17 protein-coding genes and 1 pseudogene are annotated in these 18,091 nt (G+C 37.9%); 9 read left to right on the top strand and 9 right to left on the bottom strand.

Going from position 1 to position 18,091, the window contains the following annotated elements:
- Window positions 1–15 precede the first annotated feature (15 nt).
- Window positions 16–561: an adenine phosphoribosyltransferase gene (locus tag AS4_RS16145; RefSeq protein WP_096734827.1), complete on the top strand. Its 546-nt coding sequence runs from the start codon at window positions 16–18 to the stop codon at window positions 559–561.
- Between the two features lie 146 nt (window positions 562–707).
- Here the strand turns inward: AS4_RS16145 and AS4_RS16140 are convergent, their stop codons facing one another.
- The gene (locus AS4_RS16140; RefSeq protein ID WP_004717385.1) at window positions 708–1,211 is read right to left on the bottom strand and encodes a YqiA/YcfP family alpha/beta fold hydrolase; all 504 of its coding nucleotides are present in this window, start codon (window positions 1,209–1,211) and stop codon (window positions 708–710) included.
- 321 nt (window positions 1,212–1,532) lie between these two features.
- On the opposite strand from AS4_RS16140, the gene AS4_RS16135 reads away from it, so the two are divergent.
- Window positions 1,533–1,976, top strand: coding sequence for an SRPBCC family protein (locus tag AS4_RS16135; RefSeq protein ID WP_096734826.1), 444 nt, complete (start codon window positions 1,533–1,535; stop codon window positions 1,974–1,976).
- 24 nt (window positions 1,977–2,000) lie between these two features.
- On the opposite strand, the gene AS4_RS16130 is transcribed toward AS4_RS16135, so the two are convergent.
- Window positions 2,001–2,717, bottom strand: a complete 717-nt coding sequence (locus AS4_RS16130) for a hypothetical protein (protein WP_096734825.1) — start codon at window positions 2,715–2,717, stop codon at window positions 2,001–2,003.
- Between the two features lie 103 nt (window positions 2,718–2,820).
- On the opposite strand from AS4_RS16130, the gene lysS reads away from it, so the two are divergent.
- Window positions 2,821–4,347 carry a lysine--tRNA ligase gene (lysS, locus tag AS4_RS16125; protein WP_096734824.1) on the top strand — a complete coding sequence of 509 codons (1,527 nt, stop codon included), beginning with the start codon at window positions 2,821–2,823 and terminating at the stop codon, window positions 4,345–4,347.
- Window positions 4,348–4,424: 77 nt separating this feature from the next.
- Here the strand turns inward: lysS and trpS are convergent, their stop codons facing one another.
- Window positions 4,425–5,438, bottom strand: coding sequence for a tryptophan--tRNA ligase (trpS, locus tag AS4_RS16120; protein ID WP_004717376.1), 1,014 nt, complete (start codon window positions 5,436–5,438; stop codon window positions 4,425–4,427).
- Between the two features lie 196 nt (window positions 5,439–5,634).
- Here trpS and AS4_RS16115 point away from each other — a divergent pair, with 196 nt between their 5' ends.
- The 3 genes from AS4_RS16115 to AS4_RS16105 all read left to right on the top strand — a co-directional run bounded on the left by AS4_RS16115 (window position 5,635) and on the right by AS4_RS16105 (window position 9,233).
- Window positions 5,635–6,561, top strand: a complete 927-nt coding sequence (locus tag AS4_RS16115) for a DUF808 domain-containing protein (protein ID WP_096734823.1) — start codon at window positions 5,635–5,637, stop codon at window positions 6,559–6,561.
- A 52-nt stretch (window positions 6,562–6,613) separates the two neighbouring features.
- Complete coding sequence (gene ypfJ, locus AS4_RS16110; protein WP_096734822.1) at window positions 6,614–7,504, top strand: KPN_02809 family neutral zinc metallopeptidase; 891 nt, start codon at window positions 6,614–6,616, stop codon at window positions 7,502–7,504.
- Window positions 7,505–7,733: 229 nt separating this feature from the next.
- Window positions 7,734–9,233 carry a cation:proton antiporter gene (locus AS4_RS16105; RefSeq protein ID WP_004717371.1) on the top strand — a complete coding sequence of 500 codons (1,500 nt, stop codon included), beginning with the start codon at window positions 7,734–7,736 and terminating at the stop codon, window positions 9,231–9,233.
- 123 nt (window positions 9,234–9,356) lie between these two features.
- Here the strand turns inward: AS4_RS16105 and AS4_RS16100 are convergent, their stop codons facing one another.
- On the bottom strand, window positions 9,357–10,331 hold the full coding sequence (locus tag AS4_RS16100; protein ID WP_096734821.1) for an alpha/beta fold hydrolase: 975 nt from the start codon (window positions 10,329–10,331) through the stop codon (window positions 9,357–9,359).
- A gap of 166 nt (window positions 10,332–10,497) precedes the next feature.
- Here AS4_RS16100 and AS4_RS16095 point away from each other — a divergent pair, with 166 nt between their 5' ends.
- The gene (locus tag AS4_RS16095) at window positions 10,498–10,812 is read left to right on the top strand and encodes an MGMT family protein (protein ID WP_096734820.1); all 315 of its coding nucleotides are present in this window, start codon (window positions 10,498–10,500) and stop codon (window positions 10,810–10,812) included.
- 48 nt (window positions 10,813–10,860) lie between these two features.
- Here the strand turns inward: AS4_RS16095 and AS4_RS16090 are convergent, their stop codons facing one another.
- Window positions 10,861–11,298 carry a universal stress protein gene (locus AS4_RS16090; RefSeq protein WP_004717364.1) on the bottom strand — a complete coding sequence of 146 codons (438 nt, stop codon included), beginning with the start codon at window positions 11,296–11,298 and terminating at the stop codon, window positions 10,861–10,863.
- A gap of 424 nt (window positions 11,299–11,722) precedes the next feature.
- On the opposite strand from AS4_RS16090, the pseudogene AS4_RS16085 reads away from it, so the two are divergent.
- Together AS4_RS16085 and hppD are read left to right on the top strand one after the other, a co-directional pair.
- Window positions 11,723–12,506 (top strand): annotated as a pseudogene (locus AS4_RS16085) (enoyl-CoA hydratase-related protein).
- 351 nt (window positions 12,507–12,857) lie between these two features.
- The gene (gene hppD, locus AS4_RS16080) at window positions 12,858–13,913 is read left to right on the top strand and encodes a 4-hydroxyphenylpyruvate dioxygenase (RefSeq protein WP_004717360.1); all 1,056 of its coding nucleotides are present in this window, start codon (window positions 12,858–12,860) and stop codon (window positions 13,911–13,913) included.
- Between the two features lie 68 nt (window positions 13,914–13,981).
- Here hppD and AS4_RS16075 read toward each other — a convergent pair whose 3' ends face one another.
- The 4 genes from AS4_RS16075 to fahA form a co-directional block, all read right to left on the bottom strand.
- On the bottom strand, window positions 13,982–14,761 hold the full coding sequence (locus AS4_RS16075; protein ID WP_096734819.1) for an IclR family transcriptional regulator: 780 nt from the start codon (window positions 14,759–14,761) through the stop codon (window positions 13,982–13,984).
- Between the two features lie 492 nt (window positions 14,762–15,253).
- The gene (locus AS4_RS16070; RefSeq protein ID WP_096734818.1) at window positions 15,254–15,802 is read right to left on the bottom strand and encodes a VOC family protein; all 549 of its coding nucleotides are present in this window, start codon (window positions 15,800–15,802) and stop codon (window positions 15,254–15,256) included.
- An 18-nt stretch (window positions 15,803–15,820) separates the two neighbouring features.
- A complete protein-coding gene (gene maiA, locus AS4_RS16065; protein WP_096734817.1) occupies window positions 15,821–16,453 on the bottom strand; it encodes a maleylacetoacetate isomerase in 633 nt (210 codons plus the stop codon).
- Window positions 16,440–17,747, bottom strand: a complete 1,308-nt coding sequence (gene fahA, locus AS4_RS16060; protein WP_096734816.1) for a fumarylacetoacetase — start codon at window positions 17,745–17,747, stop codon at window positions 16,440–16,442. Before fahA ends, maiA begins: the two co-directional genes overlap by 14 nt.
- Window positions 17,748–18,091: the final 344 nt, after the last annotated feature.

Raw genomic sequence — 18,091 nt, 5'->3', positions numbered from 1 at the left:
TTAAATCTCCCCCCCATGATGAACATGTCTACTGCTTTGTGGTCAAGTATTCGTACTGTCCAAAACTTCCCAAAACCAGGTATTTGTTTTTATGATTTAACCCCATTGTTTATGAACAATCTTGTGGAGTTAACCGATGCTTTGATTGCAAGTATTCCTGTAGAGCAATTGGATGCCGTGGATAGTTTTGTTGCAGTTGAAGCACGAGGTTTCGTTTTAGCCAGCTTATTGGCACAACGTACCGGCAAAGGCTTATTATTGGTTCGTAAAGCAGGTAAGTTGCCACCTCCAGTAGTTGGTGTGGGCTATAGCTTAGAATATGGTTTAGATCGCTTGGAAATGTCAGCGGATATCGCAGCACAAAAAGTGATTATTGTAGATGATGTATTGGCTACAGGCGGTACTTTAAAAGCTGTCAATCAATTGATGCATAAATGCCAACATACGGTATTGGGTGCAAGCATTTTTCTTGACCTGCCTGATTTACATCAAGATCTTGGTTTACAGATTTGGTCAGTGCTTGATGAGCATTCCAAGCCAGTTGAAAAAGCGGTTGCTTAAAGGCAATAACAGGTTAAGTTTTCGGGCTACCTGCTTGTGATTAAATACTTAAATCATTTGTTTGTCTGTCTTGTCGTGAAAAAAGCCTTGTAAATACAAGGCTTTTTTAGTTGGAGAGCAGCGAACTGTACTTTGAATATTTTATTTCAAGCAATAAAGGTTTGTTCCATATATTCAATTAAATGATTTAGGTTTTCAGGTTGGACTAAACGATGGTGTCCACCTTCAACAGCTTCAATTTGCATATATGACTCTAGTTGCTCAAGTACTTTATACATATCTAAAACCTCATCACCCAGTTCCAGATAAGCAATTTGTGGAATGTCATGGTCTAAATCATGTTCATCAATCGCTGCATAGTCTTCACGGAAATCTGGATTTAAGCTTGGATTGGCAAGGATTGCAGGAATTCGATGTTGCTGTGACATTTTTAATGCCCAATACCCACCTAAACTATGACCTACCAGTAAATCGGGTTTAATCTTTTCGATAATATCGTGATAAAAACACTCAACCGTTTTGTAGTTAAGGTTACGATAATCCACGTTAATACAATATTTTTTTTCAGCATTGATGGCATGGAATTTTGTCGATTCTTTAGATGAATCTAGTCCATGTAAAAATAAGATTTTAGAATGAATACTCTTCATTGTTATCGTTTTCATATGGTCTTTCTTTATTGAGCAAAGGTAGAAATTGAACAAAGCTAGAAAAAGTTATTAATGGATTTAAAATTTTCCATTTAACTATTTTTATATTCAAATATTCTACTTAGCTGCACTTTTTTAAAAACTTAGATTTTGGTCTAAGAGTGTTGTGTAACAGATCAATATGCTTGTTATTTATTGTTTAACATATTGAATGTTTAGGTTTAAATTTTTTAGGTGATGGATTTTTATTAACAAAAATTAATCATTCTGGGTTTTTATTGTACTAAGCTATAGATTGGATCAATAAAATAAGAGAAAGAAATGATGACTTTAAGCTATGACATTGTCATTCAAGCGAATGCACAAACAGTATGGAATATCCTGTGGGATACCCATACTTATTCCAAATGGACCCAACCGTTTTCGGAAACTTCGCAGATGCAGTCTGACTGGAAAATTGGCGGGGAAACCTTATTTCAAGATGCCAGCGGCAATGGTATGGTCGCCACCATTGTAGAGTTAGAGCAATTTAAAAAAGTGGTATTTAAACATTTGGGTGTTTTGAAAAATGGTGTTTTAGATTCAACTAGTGAAGATGTTCAAAGTTGGAGTGGCTCTTTAGAAAAATATTTCTTAAATGAACAGGGTGCAACAACCACATTATCTGCTGAAATAGAAACCTCTGAGGAATATAAGGACATGATGGATCGTGCTTTCCAGCAAGGGTTTGCCATAGTCAAATCATTGGCTGAACAAAACCATTAAGAAACTTAGCACTTTCATTATTGTTTAATGGCATTGAATAATCAGTGGTTGTTCAATAGAAAATGATTTTGCCACACCATTTTCATTACGTGGTTGGAAGCGAATTTTTTCTAGTAAAGGTTGCAGTATCGACTTGATTTGTTCGTGAATGAAAGGGGTGTAACGGATATTTAGGATTTGTCCTTGTGCATCTACCAAAAATTTTGCTGAGAGCGAGATATTACCTTGTTGATCAAATTTAATTTTATTCTGAGATGGTGTCTTACTTTGATCACAAAAGGGTTCTAAAGCGCTTTGTACTTGTGAAAAGTTGGGTTTTATGGCGTATTGGATGCGGGCTGGAAATTTAATAAACAGAATGTATTTCCCATAATAATATTTTATTTTTGCGATGTTTTGTTCATCAACATTGAGGGTTTTATTTTTAAAATCATTACTGACTTGTGGTAATTGATCCAGAGTAAGTTTTTTTGCCAGTTCTAAAGCTCTTAAATTGAGTACTTTTTGAGTGGGGTGTGGGTTCATTAATTTGACTTGGCTTTGTAAACTGGTTCGATTTGGAACGATTTCTAATTGCCAAATATAATCTTGATTATTGAGATTGGTGCTTTCAATTTTTATAGGAAGATCTTTTTGAGTATTGCTCATAACAACGATTTGCTCGGCATCAACCACAGTTGAAAACCACAAAACATTGAAAAGAATCATACTTTGGGCGAATCCTTGCCAGTATTTATTCATGATTTTTAATTTTTACATGGTTCGTAGAGTTATATTCATACGCATTATGTTGTAAATCTGCTATGCTATGCAACTTCCGTTTTTTAATATAATCGAGGCAGAGATGACGCAACATAACGCTCAATCGACTTCTGAACAACACATTTCCGAAAACGATTTAATTGCACAGCGTCATGCCAAGTTAAAGCAAATTCAAGATCACGCCAAGGAAACCGGTGTTAGCCCATGGCCAAACACATTTAAGCGTGAGCATTATGCGCAAGATCTACAAGAACAATTTGCAGATCAATCTAAAGAACAAATTGAAGCAGGCGAGCAAGTTCACGTATCTGTAGCGGGTCGTGTGATGTTGAACCGTGGTTCATTCATCGTGATTCAAGACATGACCGGCCGTATTCAATTGTATGTGCCACGTAAAGAGCTTGCACCTGAAGTTCTAGAAGCTGTGAAAAGTCTAGATCTTGGCGATATTATTGCTGTTCAAGGTTATATCGGTCGTTCTGGCAAAGGTGATTTATATGTTCATATTGAACATTTTGAATTATTGACGAAATCGCTTCGTCCACTTCCAGACAAGTTCCATGGTTTGAATGACACAGAAGTAAAATACCGTAAACGTTATTTAGACTTAATTGTGAATGAAGAAACACGTAAAACTTTTGAAATTCGTGCAAAAGTTGTGTCAGGTATTCGCAACTATCTCATCAATGAACGTTTTATGGAAGTTGAAACTCCGATGATGCATGTGATTCCAGGTGGTGCGTCAGCGCGTCCATTTGAAACACACCATAATGCATTAGATATGCCATTATTCTTGCGTATTGCACCTGAGCTTTACTTAAAACGTTTGGTTGTTGGTGGTTTTGAGCGTGTATTTGAAATTAACCGTAACTTCCGTAACGAAGGTGTTTCAACGCGTCATAACCCAGAATTCACCATGATTGAATTCTATCAAGCTTATGCTGATTACAAAGATCTCATGGCTTTGACAGAGGGTATGCTTGAAAAATTAGCAATCGACATCTTGGGTTCAACAGATGTTCCTTATGGTGAAGAAGTGTATAGCTTCAAAGGTCCATTTAAGAAAATCTCGATGTTTGATGCGATTCTTGAGCATAATCCAAATTTCACTGCTGAAAATGTTTCGGATCGTGAATTCTTGGCAACATTTATTCGTGAAGAGTTAAAAGAGCAAGTTAAACCAGGTTTTGGTTTAGGTCGACTACAAACCATCGTATTTGAAGAAACTGTTGAAACTCAATTACGTCAGCCGACATTTATCACAGAATATCCTGCGGAAACTTCGCCGTTAGCACGCCGAAATGATGATAATCCACATATCACAGACCGCTTCGAATTCTTTATCGGTGGTCGTGAGTTGGCAAATGGTTTCTCGGAATTAAATGATCCAATTGACCAAGCTGAACGCTTCCAAGCGCAAGTTGCTGAAAAAGATGCGGGCGATGATGAAGCAATGCATTTCGATGCTGACTTTATTGAAGCATTAGAATACGGTTTACCTCCTACAGCAGGTGAAGGTATTGGTATCGATCGTTTAGTGATGTTATTTGCCAATGCAGCAAGTATCCGTGATGTGATCTTATTCCCACATATGCGTCATAAAAATTAATTTATGATGTTATAAAAGATGTCGTAAAAAAAGCCACTGAATTCAGTGGCTTTTTTTGCTTAGACAATCAGCACATTTTAGAAATGAAATACGCCTAAACCATTTTTGATTTCATCTAAAGTATCTTGAGTGATGATACGGCATTTTTCCGTACCAGTTTTTAAGATATCCATGATGTAATCTGGATCTTTGGCTAGTTCCATACGACGTTCACGGATTGGTGTAATCAATTCTTTTAACACACCTTCAAGACGTTTTTTCACAGTACCATCGCCTAAACCACCACGACGATAATGTGCTTTTAGTTCTTCAACTTCTTCTTTATTTGGATCAAAAGCATCTAAATAAGTAAAGACAATATTTCCTTCAACCTGACCTGGATCTTCAATACGCAGATGGTTTGGATCGGTATACATTGCATTGACTGCTTTTTTGATGTCTTTATCGGTTGCATCTAACACGATGGTATTGCCCAATGATTTCGACATTTTGGCTTTACCATCAAAGCCAGGTAAACGGCTCATATTGGATAAAAGCGCTTTACACTCAGGTAAAACTTCTTGTCCAATTTGACGGTTTAAACGACGAACAATTTCATTGGTCTGTTCGATCATTGGAATTTGGTCTTCACCAACTGGCACGACAGTGGCTTTAAATGCAGTAATATCGGCAGCTTGTGCAACAGGGTAGCAAAGAAAACCTGCTGGAATATCACGCTCAAAACCACGTAATTGAATTTCAGCTTTGATGGTTGGGTTACGTTCTAAACGAGAAACCGTCACAAAGTTTAAATACAACATGGTGAGTTCATTCAACGCGGGTAAGCAAGATTGAACACAGATTGTGGTTTTTGTTGGGTCAATGCCGACTGCTAAATAGTCTGTTGCTACTTCAAGAATATTACGACGAACTTTTTCAAAGTTATCCGCATTATCTGTTAAAGCTTGAGCATCTGCGAGAAGGAGGTGTTGATGATGAGAATCTTGTAAGCCTACTCGTGAGCGCAAAGAACCTACAAAATGTCCCAAATGTAGTTGTCCAGTAGGACGGTCGCCTGTCAAAATCACAGGACGATTATCTTGATTCGTCATTATCGCTTCCAAAGTCTTTGTATAGACAGTCGTGTTTTATGAATGGGCACTATTGTACGAGATAATTTATTTTAATGTCAGCGAAAAATGGTGTAGAACCAATTTTTATCAATAAATGTGAAAATCTACAAAATTTTATATAGAAAAATGAATTTTCACTTTAAAATGACAGGATAACTAAAATTTTGGATAAAAAATGGCAAGTAGTCTATTAATATTATTAGATGATATCGCAGCAGTGCTCGATGATGTTGCAGTCATGAGTAAAATGGCGGCTAAAAAAACTGCGGGTGTTTTAGGTGATGATTTAGCACTGAACGCGCAACAAGTGAGTGGTGTAAGAGCAGAGCGTGAGCTTCCGGTGGTATGGGGTGTGGCGAAGGGCTCCTTTATCAATAAATTAATTTTAGTGCCTTTGGCTTTGCTGATCAGTGTGGTTGCACCATGGTTGATTAATCCATTGTTAATGATTGGTGGTCTGTTTCTTTGCTATGAAGGTGTTGAAAAAGTTCTACATAGTTTGCAGCATAAAAAAGCCAAAACTGGTGAAGCGGCGCAAGTGGAACTTGAACAAATCGAAACTGATTTAGCCACATTTGAAAAAGATAAAATTAAAGGCGCGATACGTACAGACTTTATTCTCTCTGCTGAAATTGTGGTGATTTCTTTAGGGACTGTTGCGACGGCAGCATTTGGTACCAAAGTGATGGTGCTATCTGTCATCGCAATTTTAATGACGGTCGGTGTTTATGGCTTTGTCGCCATGATTGTAAAGATTGATGATTTAGGTTTGTACTTAACCCAACAAGCATCAAATGTTAAACAAAGCATTGGCCGTGGTTTACTGGTATTTGCACCAAAGTTAATGAAAACATTAACGATTGTCGGAACCATTGCAATGTTCCTTGTCGGTGGGGGGATCATCACCCATGCGGTATCAACTTTGCATCATTGGTCAGAAGAAGCCGTTGATCATATTCAACATATTCCAACTGTTGGTAGTGTTATTGGTGCATTAACACCAACGTTAATCAATTTACTGATTGGTATCGTTGCAGGCTTAGCCGTGGTATTGGTTGTTGGACTTATTCAAAAAGTTCGTGGTAAATCAACAACAGCCTAAATGCAAAGCACATCCTAAACGATAGCCAATTTAAAATAAAAAGGACCGATCTATGCGTTGGAAAGGACGTAGAGAAAGTGATAATGTCGAAGATCGCCGTGGCGGTGGTGGCGTAAAAGCGGGTGGAATTAGTATCCTGGGTTTAATCGTCGCTTTTGTTGCATGGAAATTCTTTGGTGTTGACCCACAGCAAGCCTATCAAGCGACCAAACAGGTGACTTCGGCTGGAGCAAGTCAAAATTCCGCACCAACCAATTTAACCCCTGAACAGCAGGAAACGGCATCTTTTGTTAAAACCGTTTTGGCAGATACCGAAGATACTTGGAAACCGATTTTCCAACAACAAGGTGTACAGTATGTTTCACCTAAGCTGGTGATGTTTAGTGGTGCGATACAATCAGGCTGTGGTACAGCTGAGTCTGCAATGGGGCCATTTTATTGCCCAGCAGATCAAAAAGTGTATATCGATACCCAGTTCTTTAAAGATATGCGCCAACAGATGGGCATCTCAGGGGAAAAAAATCAATCCGAGCTTTCAGCTAAAGATGAAGCGGGTGATTTTGCACAAGCCTATGTAATTGCGCATGAAGTTGGGCACCATGTACAGAATTTATTGGGAATATCGTCTCAGGTTCAACAAGCACGCCAACGTGCCAGTGAAACTCAGGGCAATCAACTTTCAGTACGTTTAGAATTACAAGCGGATTGTTTGGCTGGGGTTTGGGCCAATCGTACACAACAACGCACCCAGTTTTTAGAACAGGGTGATATTGAAGAGGCGATGGATGCCGCTGAAAAAATTGGTGATGACTACTTACAGAAAAAAGCACGTGGTTATGCGGTACCAGACAGCTTTACGCATGGCACCAGTCAGCAACGTATGCAATGGTTTAATATCGGTATGAATTCGGGTGATATCAATGCGTGTGATACCTTTAAATAGATAGCTAGGGATTATTGGGTTAAAGAAGAGAACATCATGTTCTCTTTTTTTCTCAATCAATTTTTTTTTAAGCGCTTTTTATGTTAAAAAATATAACCAGTAATCATCATATTTCAGTTTTTTTTGTACAATTATCTAGATTGTTAAATGGTCTCTTATTTTATATTTTATAAAAAAATGATTGAGTGTTTGATGTGCATTTAAATTAAAAATCTAAAACAGGTTTCGGATGGGTAACTATTTCTTTCTTCAGGTCTTTACAGTCATTTTTGCGCTTTCTATCGCGACTACAATTTTTAATAAGCGAATATTAGGTTTCCCTCAAGCCATTGGTGTTCCCATTGTTTCTGCAATTTTTGTCTTTATTTTGCAATGGGGTGCCAGCTTACTCAATGGCAATCAATTTATCTCGATTAATATTCATAATATTGAAGAAGCTGTACGGCATGTCGATTTTTATGATTTTTTAGTCAATGGTGTCATTTGCTTCATTTTGACCTCTTCAGCACTTAAATTTAAGGTTTCAGATTTAAAAGTTTATTGGAAGCCGATCAGTATCTTGGCAACAATTGCCTTACTGCTCTGTGCTGTATTTTTTGCAGGATTGGTGTTTGGTTTCCAATTCTTGATTGGCAATCCCGTTCCAATTTTAGTTTTGTTGTTACTGGGTTCTGCCTTAGGTGCGACAGACCCGATTGGGATCAAAGGTGTCCTCAGTTCAGTACGTGCGCCGCATCATCTGATTGTTAAGTTGGAAGGTGAATCCTTATTTAATGATGCAATGTGTATCGCCGTTTTCATGACTTTATTAAATGTCCTTGAAGGAGAGCATTTTAGTTTAGCCGCAACACTACAAACTTTCTTATATGAAATTGTGGTTGCGGTGATTATTGGTTGGGCTTTTGGTCTGGGAATCTTGCGTTTATTACGTGGTAAACATGAGATGGAGTCCTTGATTCTTACCACTGCATTATTGGCATGTGGTTCTTATCTGGTTGCATTATTTGCCCATGCATCCGCTCCGATTGCCTGTGTGATCGGTGGTTTAATTGTCGGTAATAAATGGAAAGAAATTTTACAGGATCGTGAAATTCGTGAGGTCAATCATTTTTGGCATACAGTAGAAGGGATTATTAACTCTTTTCTCTTTACCTTGATTGGTCTAGAAATCTTTATTTTAGATTTAAGCACAAGTCTGATTCTTGGTGGTATTTTTGCTTTCTTTGCCTTGCATCTCTCTCGTTTTGCTGCAAATTATTTAGCTTTTGCATTTTTCCCATCGTTTCGCAAAAAGAGCTATAACGGTAGTCTGGCTATTCTTTCTTGGGGAGGGGTTCGTGGGGGGATTTCACTTGCATTGATCCTTGCTGTGGCAAACGTCCCTGAGCTACGTGACTACAGTAGTATTCTAATTGGTTATACCTTTATCAGCGTATTACTTTCAGGTGTCGTCTGTGGTTTGGGTTTACCTGCAGTCATGAATGCCTTTTATTACAATCCAAATGAAGAAACCCAAGGTTTCAAAGGTTGGTATCAGCGCATGTGCAATAAAATGAACCGTAAAGGCATCAAATATATTGTGGGTGAAGATAACGAAGGGCATGAAACCATCACCATTTATAACCCAGAAGCGTTGGTTGACAAGAAAGCTGCAGATGGTGTGGCCTCTGTACATCATCCTGAAAAAGCACAGGAAATGAAGCGATTGGAAAATCCTGGTAACTTCTAAATGTAGCGCATTCAGCCAAATGAATAGTTAAGGTATAAAATTGAGAAGCTAAAACTTCAATATTCTTAAACGTTTGTCGCAATAAAAAAGCCAGTAACAATACTGGCTTTTTTATTGGCGCTGTTATTTTGCGTTTTTGCCTAAGAAATCGAGGTAAGGTTTCACCAAAAGTTGCTCTTGTTCTAAAATCGGTAAATGCCCGACTCCTTTTAGAATGATTGGCTCTTGTGCATTTTTCAATAAGCCTTTGAGTTCAGCCGCAGCTTCAACATTGATAATTTGGTCTTTATCTCCCCATGCAATCAACACCGGCTGGTCAATCGAACGTGCTGCAATGGCAAAAGAATCTGGGGTAAATAATTTAGACATGACAATCAGTTGCTCAACCAATTTGGTGGTGTTTGCCGATTGGCTGATCATCAATTTCTCTTGAGCATCTTTTAATTCTTTAGGAATAAAAGGCGGTAGACTGGTTGCAATTTTCATTAAACGATCAAAATCGCCAGGCTTGCTGACAATCATATTACGTAAAGTTGTCGGATCTTTTAAATAAGGAGTATTGGCAGATTTAAATACACCTGCACTATCAATTAAAAATAAAGATTTGGTATCAACAGGGTATTGTGCTGCGTAAAGTAAGGAAATCGAGCCACCCATCGAGTGACCAGCGACATTTAAACCATTGTCTACTTTAATGGCTTCAGCAAAACGACGTAATTTTTCAGTGAGATTGGGCAATGAATAATCAAAATCGTTAGGGACTTTACTGTCACCTTGACCAGGAAGATCAGGAATAATCACATGGTAATAAGGCGTTAAGTAACGTGCCACACGATTCCAGTTGTCACGACTTCCAGCTAGGCCATGAACGAGCATAATGGTAGGTTTACCAGCTGGTCCGCCTTCACTATAAGCCCAATCAATATCACCCACTTTTACACGTTTGGTTTCCATGCCCGCCCATGCACGTTCTTGTTGAAGCACACTTTGAATGTCAATCGCTGGAGCAGCATAGCTTGTGGTCGATAGGCCTACTGTTACCACAGAACCCATTGCCAATGCCGTCGATAAAATCAGTTTGTTGAAGATTCCTTTCATCTTTGAATACTCTTGTTGTTGTATTTGAGGTACGATTTAAGATTAGATTATGTACAGTCAAATTACATTTGCCTAAAATGTTTAAAGCCTATTTTCAAAGTCAATTTAACGCTGTTTGCCAAGATGATTATGAATATTATTTTTTATTACTTGATTGATCTAAAAAATGTCAAATCATGAACTCGCTCAGATGATTTTAAATGTCATCATACAAATTCCCCAAGGTAAAGTTGCCAGTTATGGTCAAGTCGCCAAATATGCAGGCTTACCCAAACATGCACGGTTGGTTGGGCGTGTATTGGGACAGTTACCTGAAGATCATGATATCCCTTGGTATCGCGTGGTTAATTCACAAGGGAGAATCAGCTTAAAAAAGCTGGATGAAAAGGGAATGTGTATTCAGACTGCAAAGTTATTGGCTGAGGATGTTGTGGTTATTGATGGCAAAATAAATCTAAAAAAATATCAATGGGCACCTTAGTTCCTCACTATAAAGATAGTGAGGAATCTTTAAAACAAGTGGTGAAAATTATTTAATTACTAAAACAGGGATTTGTAATTCAGTTAATAAGCTTTGCGCTACGCTGCCCATAATAATTTTTTTCAGTCCGGTACGACCATGTGAACTGAGGATGACCAAATCAATTTTTAAATCCTGCACAGCTTGATTTAAAGTATGTGCAATATTTTCGCCTTCGAGTAAACGTGTTTCAACTTGCACGCCTTCTGCGGCAAATTGATCTTTTGCCACATTGATATTGGATTGAATAAATTCACGAGCACGCTCAATCAGCATATTGCTTTGACCATGTGCCAAATATTCTGATGCAATATAAGGGTCTAAGGTCATCACCTGTACAACCGTGATTTTACTGTTAAATGCTTTGGCAAATTCAACCGCATGTTTCACAACAGATAATGAGGTTTCTGAACCATCAACAGGAACGAGGATATTTTGATAAGCCATGTCTATTTTCCTTATTTTACCGAAAAGCTGAGTTGAATATTTATTACAATTCTAAGTCTATAGAATCATCATAACGTGAATATGAGATGAATAAAACCGAGTAAATGTGTAGGGATAATTCATATAAATATCATAAATTTAATTAAAAGCATTGGCATCAAGTTACATCGTTTTTTTGCTTGCAAATGCAGCTGAATAAAAAGATAAATCAATCAATAAAATAAAGATCGAGATGCAATCAAGCATGATCAAAATAAAGCTTTAAATTGTTTAAACAAAAGCCATACACAATTGAGAAAATATAGAGGCTGAATGAAACAATTGGCAAATTGTAAATTCAGTTCTTGCTTTAAAATGTTTTAAATATAAATACTGAAAATAATAGGACATTACAATTTAAACCATGGATTAAAAGGAAAAGACAATGGAATATCAAACAATTATCGTCGAAGAAAAAAATGCAGTTGGATATTTGAGCTTAAATCGGCCTGAACAATTCAATAGCTTTACCGCAAATGTGCCTTGAAATTGCAGAGGTCTTAACACAATGGAAAGATGATACCGAAATCCGCATTATTGTGATTGCTGCGATTGGAAAAGCATTTTGTGCAGGTCAGGCGATAAACCCGGATTTATTTGATGGCGGTGCTATAGACTTGGGTTTGGTCTTGGAAAAATACTTTAATCCTTTATTAGCGCTCATCAATACACTACCAAAAGTGATCATCTGTGCTGTAAATGGCGTTGCAGCTGGTGCGGGAGCGAGCTTAGTATTGTTATGTGATATCGTGATTGCAGCAAGGTCTGCAAGCTTTTCACAAATCTTTAGTAAAATTGGCTTAATTCCAGACTGTGGTGCAACTTGGTTATTGCCGCGTATGATCGGCTTTGCCAAAGCCAAAGCATTGATGCTGACTGCTGAAAAAATCAGTGCAGATGAAGCTGAACGATTGGGAATGATTTATAAAGTGGTAGAAGATGATCAGTTACAGATAGAGGTTGTTGCTTTAGCTGAGCATTTGGCAACCCAAGCCAGCCTGAGTTTTGCCTTGATTAAGCAAGCGATGCGGGTCAGCATGCAAAATGATTTTACCAGCCAAGTTAAAGTTGAGCAGGATTTGCAAAGACAGGCAGGGCAGTCAGCAGATTTTTTAGAAGGTGTTCGCGCTTTTTTAATGAAAGATAAGCCAAATTTTAAAGGACGATAAATAACGATTTAAGTTGGGAAGCGTTTTAACCTGAAACATCAAATCTAGTAGAAAAGTCTCATAATAATGTAATGCTATTTGCGCGAAAATAGTATGCTCGACGTAATTAGAATAAGAAGTAAAATTACACATAACATAATTTGATTATGTATTGCATAAATTAAAGCTTTCTTGTAGGATAAATTTAGAGTTAAGCGTCAGTGTAAATGCAGCTCAAGGTTAGCGCTTTACATGGACTAAATTATGGAAAGGAAGAGTTCAAATCAGGATGTTTTGTCGATTGACCTAAATACCTGTGATCTTTTCTCGGCATTAAAAAACGGATGAATTTATTCAAATAAGGGAAACTAGATGGATATTTTAGATAACCCATTAGAACTATGTGGCTTTGCTTTTATTGAGTTTGTTTCGACAGAAAATGGATTAGATCAAATCTTTGAAGCAATTGGTTTTGCTAAAGTCGCAAAGCATAAATCAAAAAAAGTTTATTTATGGCGTCAGGGTAATATCAATATTATCTTGAATTACCAACCTGAATCTTATGCATCATTCTTCTTTAAAGAACATGGCCCATCAGCATGTGCAATGGGGTTTAGAACACGTGATGCAGCCAAAGCTTTTAAAAATGCAATTGAACTTGGCGCAGAGCCAATGTATTCGCAAGCAGGACCAATGGAATTAAATATCCCAGCGATTAAAGGGATAGGCGGTATGCCAATTTTCTTGGTCGATCGTGATATTTATGAAAATGATTTTGTATTCTTTGATGACGAAAATCGAAATCCACGTGGTGCTGGTTTAAATGAAATTGATCATTTAACCCATAATGTCTATAAAGGGCGCATGGATTATTGGGCTAATTTCTATGAAAAAATCTTTAACTTCCAAGAAATTCGCTATTTCGATATCAAAGGTGAATATACGGGTTTAACTTCTAAGGCGCTGACTGCACCTGATGGGATGATTCGTATTCCTTTGAATGAAGACTCAGACAAAGGCAATGGGCAAATCGCCGAGTTTTTGGCTGACTTTAATGGTGAAGGCATTCAACATATTGCTTTTATTACCGATGACTTAATTTCAACATGGGATAAGTTAAAAGGCTTAGGGCTGAAATTTATGACGGCACCTCCTGAAACTTATTATGAAATGTTAAAAGATCGTTTGCCTGATCATGGTGAACCGACAGAAGAGCTGCAAAAGCGCGGTATTCTGTTAGATGGCAATACCAAAGACGGTCAGAAAAAACTGTTATTACAGATTTTCTCTGAAAATATGCTTGGACCTGTATTCTTTGAATTTATCCAACGTAAAGACGATGATGGTTTTGGTGAGGGGAACTTTAAGGCATTGTTTGAATCAATTGAACGTGACCAAATCCGCCGTGGTGTATTAGAAGCCAAATAACAAAATCGTACTCAATAGAAAAAAGCCAAGAATTAAATTCTTGGCTTTTTACGATCTTTCAATAGAAATTATCGTGTTTGTATGTATTGATTCATCGCAGCAACTTCACGTTTAAATAGTTCAAGTTTTTCACTACCTGCGTTGACTGGTAAAAACATTTCACTGTCTAATGCAACAATACAAAATTCCATTGCAAGATGCGCATTGAAAATAGGTAAACCTACAGCATTGATGCCAACAAGCAAGTCACCTTGGGCAATTGCCATACCTTGCTGTAATGTATTTTCTTTTAAAACAAGAAACTCGTCCCAGTTGGTGGGTTTGACCTGACTATGGTTCAGCGTTGCTTTTTCCCATTCGGAGTGCATCAGTGGTTTGATTAGCGCTTCAGGTAAATAGGAGGCAAAAACCCGGCCAGCAGCTGAATTGACTAAAGGCATGATCGAACCGACCTTGGTCACAATTGAAATCGGATGATTTGATTCAATCGACTGTACAACTAATGGGCCTTTAGGTGACCATTTGCTGATTTGAATCCCGCAACCAATTTTACTTTGTAGTTCATAAATAAGGTGCTGAACAAGCTGTAAAACATCGGTGTGTTGGATACAGTTTAAACCTAAACGCCAAGCTTGATCACCAAGCGCATACTGACCATCTTCAAGTTGTTTTGCATAATTCATCCGAATCAAACTGACAAGATAACGATGTACCTTGGCTGGATGCATATCAAGTTTACTCGACAGCTCTTTTAAAATAATCGGCTTATTATGTTCCAAAAGGGCATTGAGAACGGCTAAGCCCACCTCAAGTGATTGAACCCCACCAGACAACTTTTCTTCAATCATTGAATAACCCTTAATCTGCATACGATCTAGCAGTGTTGATGTGCTGTCGATATTTGATTTACATATTTAACACATAGTGCCTGAGCATTGTACAAAATAGAACTTATCTTTTTAAATGAAATCTCAACAGAGCCTCAGTGAATGTTATCAGCATACAATTGTTTTTGTAGTGCTGCATATGATTTATTAAACAACAGGACATCATCAAAAGGTCTAGACCATTAAAGTTGAGCCGATAAAAATCGGTATTGGAGTCACAACGCTTCAATACCGATGAGTTCCACCATTGACCCACAGCAATATTTTAAATGCTGATTGCTGTTGTTAGTTGAAGGTTACATAAGTTCCAGCAAAACGAGCATTGTGTGCCGTTAATGCTGCTTAATATCGTGTTCAACTAGATCTAGGACACCAAATCACGAATCATTCGATTAATAAATTTAGTAAGTACTCAGTTGGCTTTGGCAACCCGACATACTCAACTGAGCATAATTATGCTCCCAATTCGTCTTCATGCAAAAAATGAGTATGCTGAGGCGCACGTTTGGTACGGCTCCACTCTTCCAGCATTTCTAATTTCATTTCTTCGGTAATTCGTGCAATTTTTGCATCTGCATGCACATCGTTATAGGTCAGTTCTAAACGGTGACCATTGGGGTCAAAGAAATAAATCGAGTGGAAAATGCCATGGTTGGTGACACCAAGAACTTTAACACCCTGTGTTTCAAGATGTTCTTTTGCAATCAATAACGTATCGAGGTCTTCAACTTCAAATGCGATATGTTGAACCCATTGAGGGGTATTTTCGTCACGCCCCATACCGGGTTGAGTGGGCAGTTCAAAAAATGCCAATACATTGCCTTGCCCAGCATCTAAGAACAAATGCATATACGGATCAAAGGCTTTGGTCGAAGGCACATGGTCTTCAGCAAAGGCCAAAATAAAATCCATATTGAGCATTTTTTTATACCATTCCACGGTTTCTTTGGCATCTCTACAACGATAAGCCACATGGTGAATTTTTTTAATCGCAAAGCTCATGATAAAACTCCTTTATCTTTATTCCCAATCTGGTTGTTGTTCTGGGGCTGCATTGAAGAAGGCAGGAAGGGTTAAACAGTGTTGACTAATCGACTCAATCTTTGCAAAAGCGCTTAAATCAATTTTAAAGCGTTTGGCGTTATAGACTTGAGGAATCAAACAACAGTCTGCAAATGTAGGTTGTGTACCAAAACAGAATTGCCCGTTTGAATCTTGTAGTTGGGCTTCTAAGCTGTTAAAGCCCTCTATGATCCAGTGTTGGTACCAGTGTTTTTTTTGCTCGTCACTGAGACTGAGATCATGTTGTAAATACTTTAAGACTCTTAAATTATTTAACGGATGAATATCGCAGGCGATCGCTTGTGCAAAAGCACGTACTTTACTGCGCGTGACGATATTGTCAGGCAACAATGAAATTGCTGGATAACGTTCTTCCAGATATTCCAAAATACTGAGTGACTGTAAAAAGCTTTGATCTTCATCCACTAAAGTTGGAACACATTGGCTTGGATTAACGGTTTGGTAACACTCTAGCAGTTGCTCATTCTTAACCAAATGCACGGGCTGTATTTCATAACTCAGTTGTTTGAGGTTCAGTGCAATCCGAACCCGATAAGCCGCAGAGCTACGAAAATAACTATACAGTTTCATAGCTCAAGTCTTCTGTTTGATGAAAGTTAAACTGGCGTGCTGGTAAAATGCTATTGGCAACCTCACCAAAGCCCACTCGGATCCCTGCTTTTTCACAGTAGCCTTTCATCACAACACGGTCACCATCTTGCAAGAAACCACGTTTTTCGCCATTCGAGAGGGTTAGCGGTTTGGTGGTATTCCATGTCAGTTCAAGCAAACTACCATAAGCATCTTCTGTAGGACCTGAAATTGTGCCTGAACCCATCAAGTCACCGACTTGGACATTGCAACCTGCAATCGTGTGGTGGGTGAGTTGCTGTGCCATTGACCAATACATATATTTAAAGTTGGTTTGGCAAATTACATCAGCTTGTGCTGATTGAGGGCTTTGAACTTCAATACTGAGGTGAATATCATAGCTGTTGGCAATGTTTTCTTCTAAATAGCAAAGTGGTTTAGGCTGTTGTTGTGGACCTTTGACTTTAAATGGTTCCAGTGCTTGCATGGTCACTACCCAAGGTGAAATTGCACTTGCAAAAGTCTTGGCGTTAAACGGACCTAATGGTACGTATTCCCATTGTTGAATATCACGTGCCGACCAGTCATTGAGCAAAACCATACCAAAAATATGCTCCCAAGCATCTGCAATTGCGATAGGCTCACCCAATTCAGTCGCTTTACCAACGATAAAGGCAGTTTCTAATTCAAAATCGAGTTTACGTGTTGCAGAGAAAATAGGGCGTTCTTGATCTGGTAATTTGATTTGGCCAGAAGGGCGAACAATATCTTTGCCACTGACAATCACAGAGCTGGCACGACCATTATATCCCACAGGAAGTTCGCTCCAGTTTGGAAGCAATGCATTCTTTGGATCTCTAAACATGGTTCCGACATTGGTGGCATGTTCTTTGGACGAGTAGAAATCTGTATAGCCAGAGACTTGAATAGGTAAGTGCAAAGTGACTGTATTTTGCTTAAACAATGCGTTTTGGCGTAAAACCAGATCATCACGAAGTGTTGGATTTTCAGCAGAGAGTAGACTTTGTAATGTCGTACGAACCTTTTGCCAGTTGTGTTTACCCGTTTCTATAAATTTATTGAGTGTCGCTTGATTAAAACAATCTTGATGTCCATTGATCGCTAATAGTCCATGTGCCTCTAAGTGGGCAAGGTCTATGACCCAATCTCCAATGGCAACACCCACTCGTTTTGTGCCTTGGGGTGTTTCACTAAAAATACCGTAGGGCAAATTATGTATTGTGAAATCTGAGTGTGAGTCAATTTCAAGAAAACAAGTTAAATGTGAGCTCATGATTTGCTTTCCTTGTCTTTAATTTTGTTAGGGATGATCAAAATCTTTGATATTTTTTCTTAAGTATTTGAAAAACAAATAAATATAAAGTTATTTAGATGCTTTGTTCAAGTGACTCAAGCAAGCTGTCAGCGTCTTATGATTTCTATCATACTGAAAATATTTGATTACGCAATACATAATTTAATTACATAATTCATAATAATTGTTATTTGTTGAATTTTCTGCTTATATGCGCGGTTATGAGAAAAGTAAATCAATTATTTTTCGATTAGATATAGGCATTTTTGATTAACTTATGATATACGTAATTTTGAATACAAAAATTACGAGACAAGGATGAG

It is taken from the genome of Acinetobacter guillouiae (assembly GCF_002370525.2).
In the GTDB taxonomy this organism is placed as follows: domain Bacteria; phylum Pseudomonadota; class Gammaproteobacteria; order Pseudomonadales; family Moraxellaceae; genus Acinetobacter; species Acinetobacter guillouiae.
The sequence above is the reverse complement of the archived record's forward strand: the minus strand, read 5'-3'. Positions and strand labels throughout refer to the sequence as shown.

Excerpts from the sequence above, each read along its gene's own strand:
- fahA (WP_096734816.1), bottom strand. The coding sequence starts at position 17,747 with ATGAGCTCACATTTAACTTGTTTTCTTGAAATTGACTCACACTCAGAT.
- AS4_RS16070 (WP_096734818.1), bottom strand. The coding sequence starts at position 15,802 with ATGAGCTTTGCGATTAAAAAAATTCACCATGTGGCTTATCGTTGTAGA.
- AS4_RS16130 (WP_096734825.1), bottom strand. The coding sequence starts at position 2,717 with ATGAATAAATACTGGCAAGGATTCGCCCAAAGTATGATTCTTTTCAAT.
- AS4_RS16135 (WP_096734826.1), top strand. The coding sequence starts at position 1,533 with ATGATGACTTTAAGCTATGACATTGTCATTCAAGCGAATGCACAAACA.
- lysS (WP_096734824.1), top strand. The coding sequence starts at position 2,821 with ATGACGCAACATAACGCTCAATCGACTTCTGAACAACACATTTCCGAA.
- AS4_RS16075 (WP_096734819.1), bottom strand. The coding sequence starts at position 14,761 with ATGATTGAAGAAAAGTTGTCTGGTGGGGTTCAATCACTTGAGGTGGGC.
- AS4_RS16115 (WP_096734823.1), top strand. The coding sequence starts at position 5,635 with ATGGCAAGTAGTCTATTAATATTATTAGATGATATCGCAGCAGTGCTC.
- AS4_RS16105 (WP_004717371.1), top strand. The coding sequence starts at position 7,734 with ATGGGTAACTATTTCTTTCTTCAGGTCTTTACAGTCATTTTTGCGCTT.
- AS4_RS16140 (WP_004717385.1), bottom strand. The coding sequence starts at position 1,211 with ATGAAGAGTATTCATTCTAAAATCTTATTTTTACATGGACTAGATTCA.
- AS4_RS16145 (WP_096734827.1), top strand. The coding sequence starts at position 16 with ATGATGAACATGTCTACTGCTTTGTGGTCAAGTATTCGTACTGTCCAA.
- AS4_RS16100 (WP_096734821.1), bottom strand. The coding sequence starts at position 10,331 with ATGAAAGGAATCTTCAACAAACTGATTTTATCGACGGCATTGGCAATG.
- AS4_RS16095 (WP_096734820.1), top strand. The coding sequence starts at position 10,498 with ATGTCAAATCATGAACTCGCTCAGATGATTTTAAATGTCATCATACAA.
- ypfJ (WP_096734822.1), top strand. The coding sequence starts at position 6,614 with ATGCGTTGGAAAGGACGTAGAGAAAGTGATAATGTCGAAGATCGCCGT.
- AS4_RS16090 (WP_004717364.1), bottom strand. The coding sequence starts at position 11,298 with ATGGCTTATCAAAATATCCTCGTTCCTGTTGATGGTTCAGAAACCTCA.
- maiA (WP_096734817.1), bottom strand. The coding sequence starts at position 16,453 with ATGAAACTGTATAGTTATTTTCGTAGCTCTGCGGCTTATCGGGTTCGG.
- hppD (WP_004717360.1), top strand. The coding sequence starts at position 12,858 with ATGGATATTTTAGATAACCCATTAGAACTATGTGGCTTTGCTTTTATT.
- trpS (WP_004717376.1), bottom strand. The coding sequence starts at position 5,438 with ATGACGAATCAAGATAATCGTCCTGTGATTTTGACAGGCGACCGTCCT.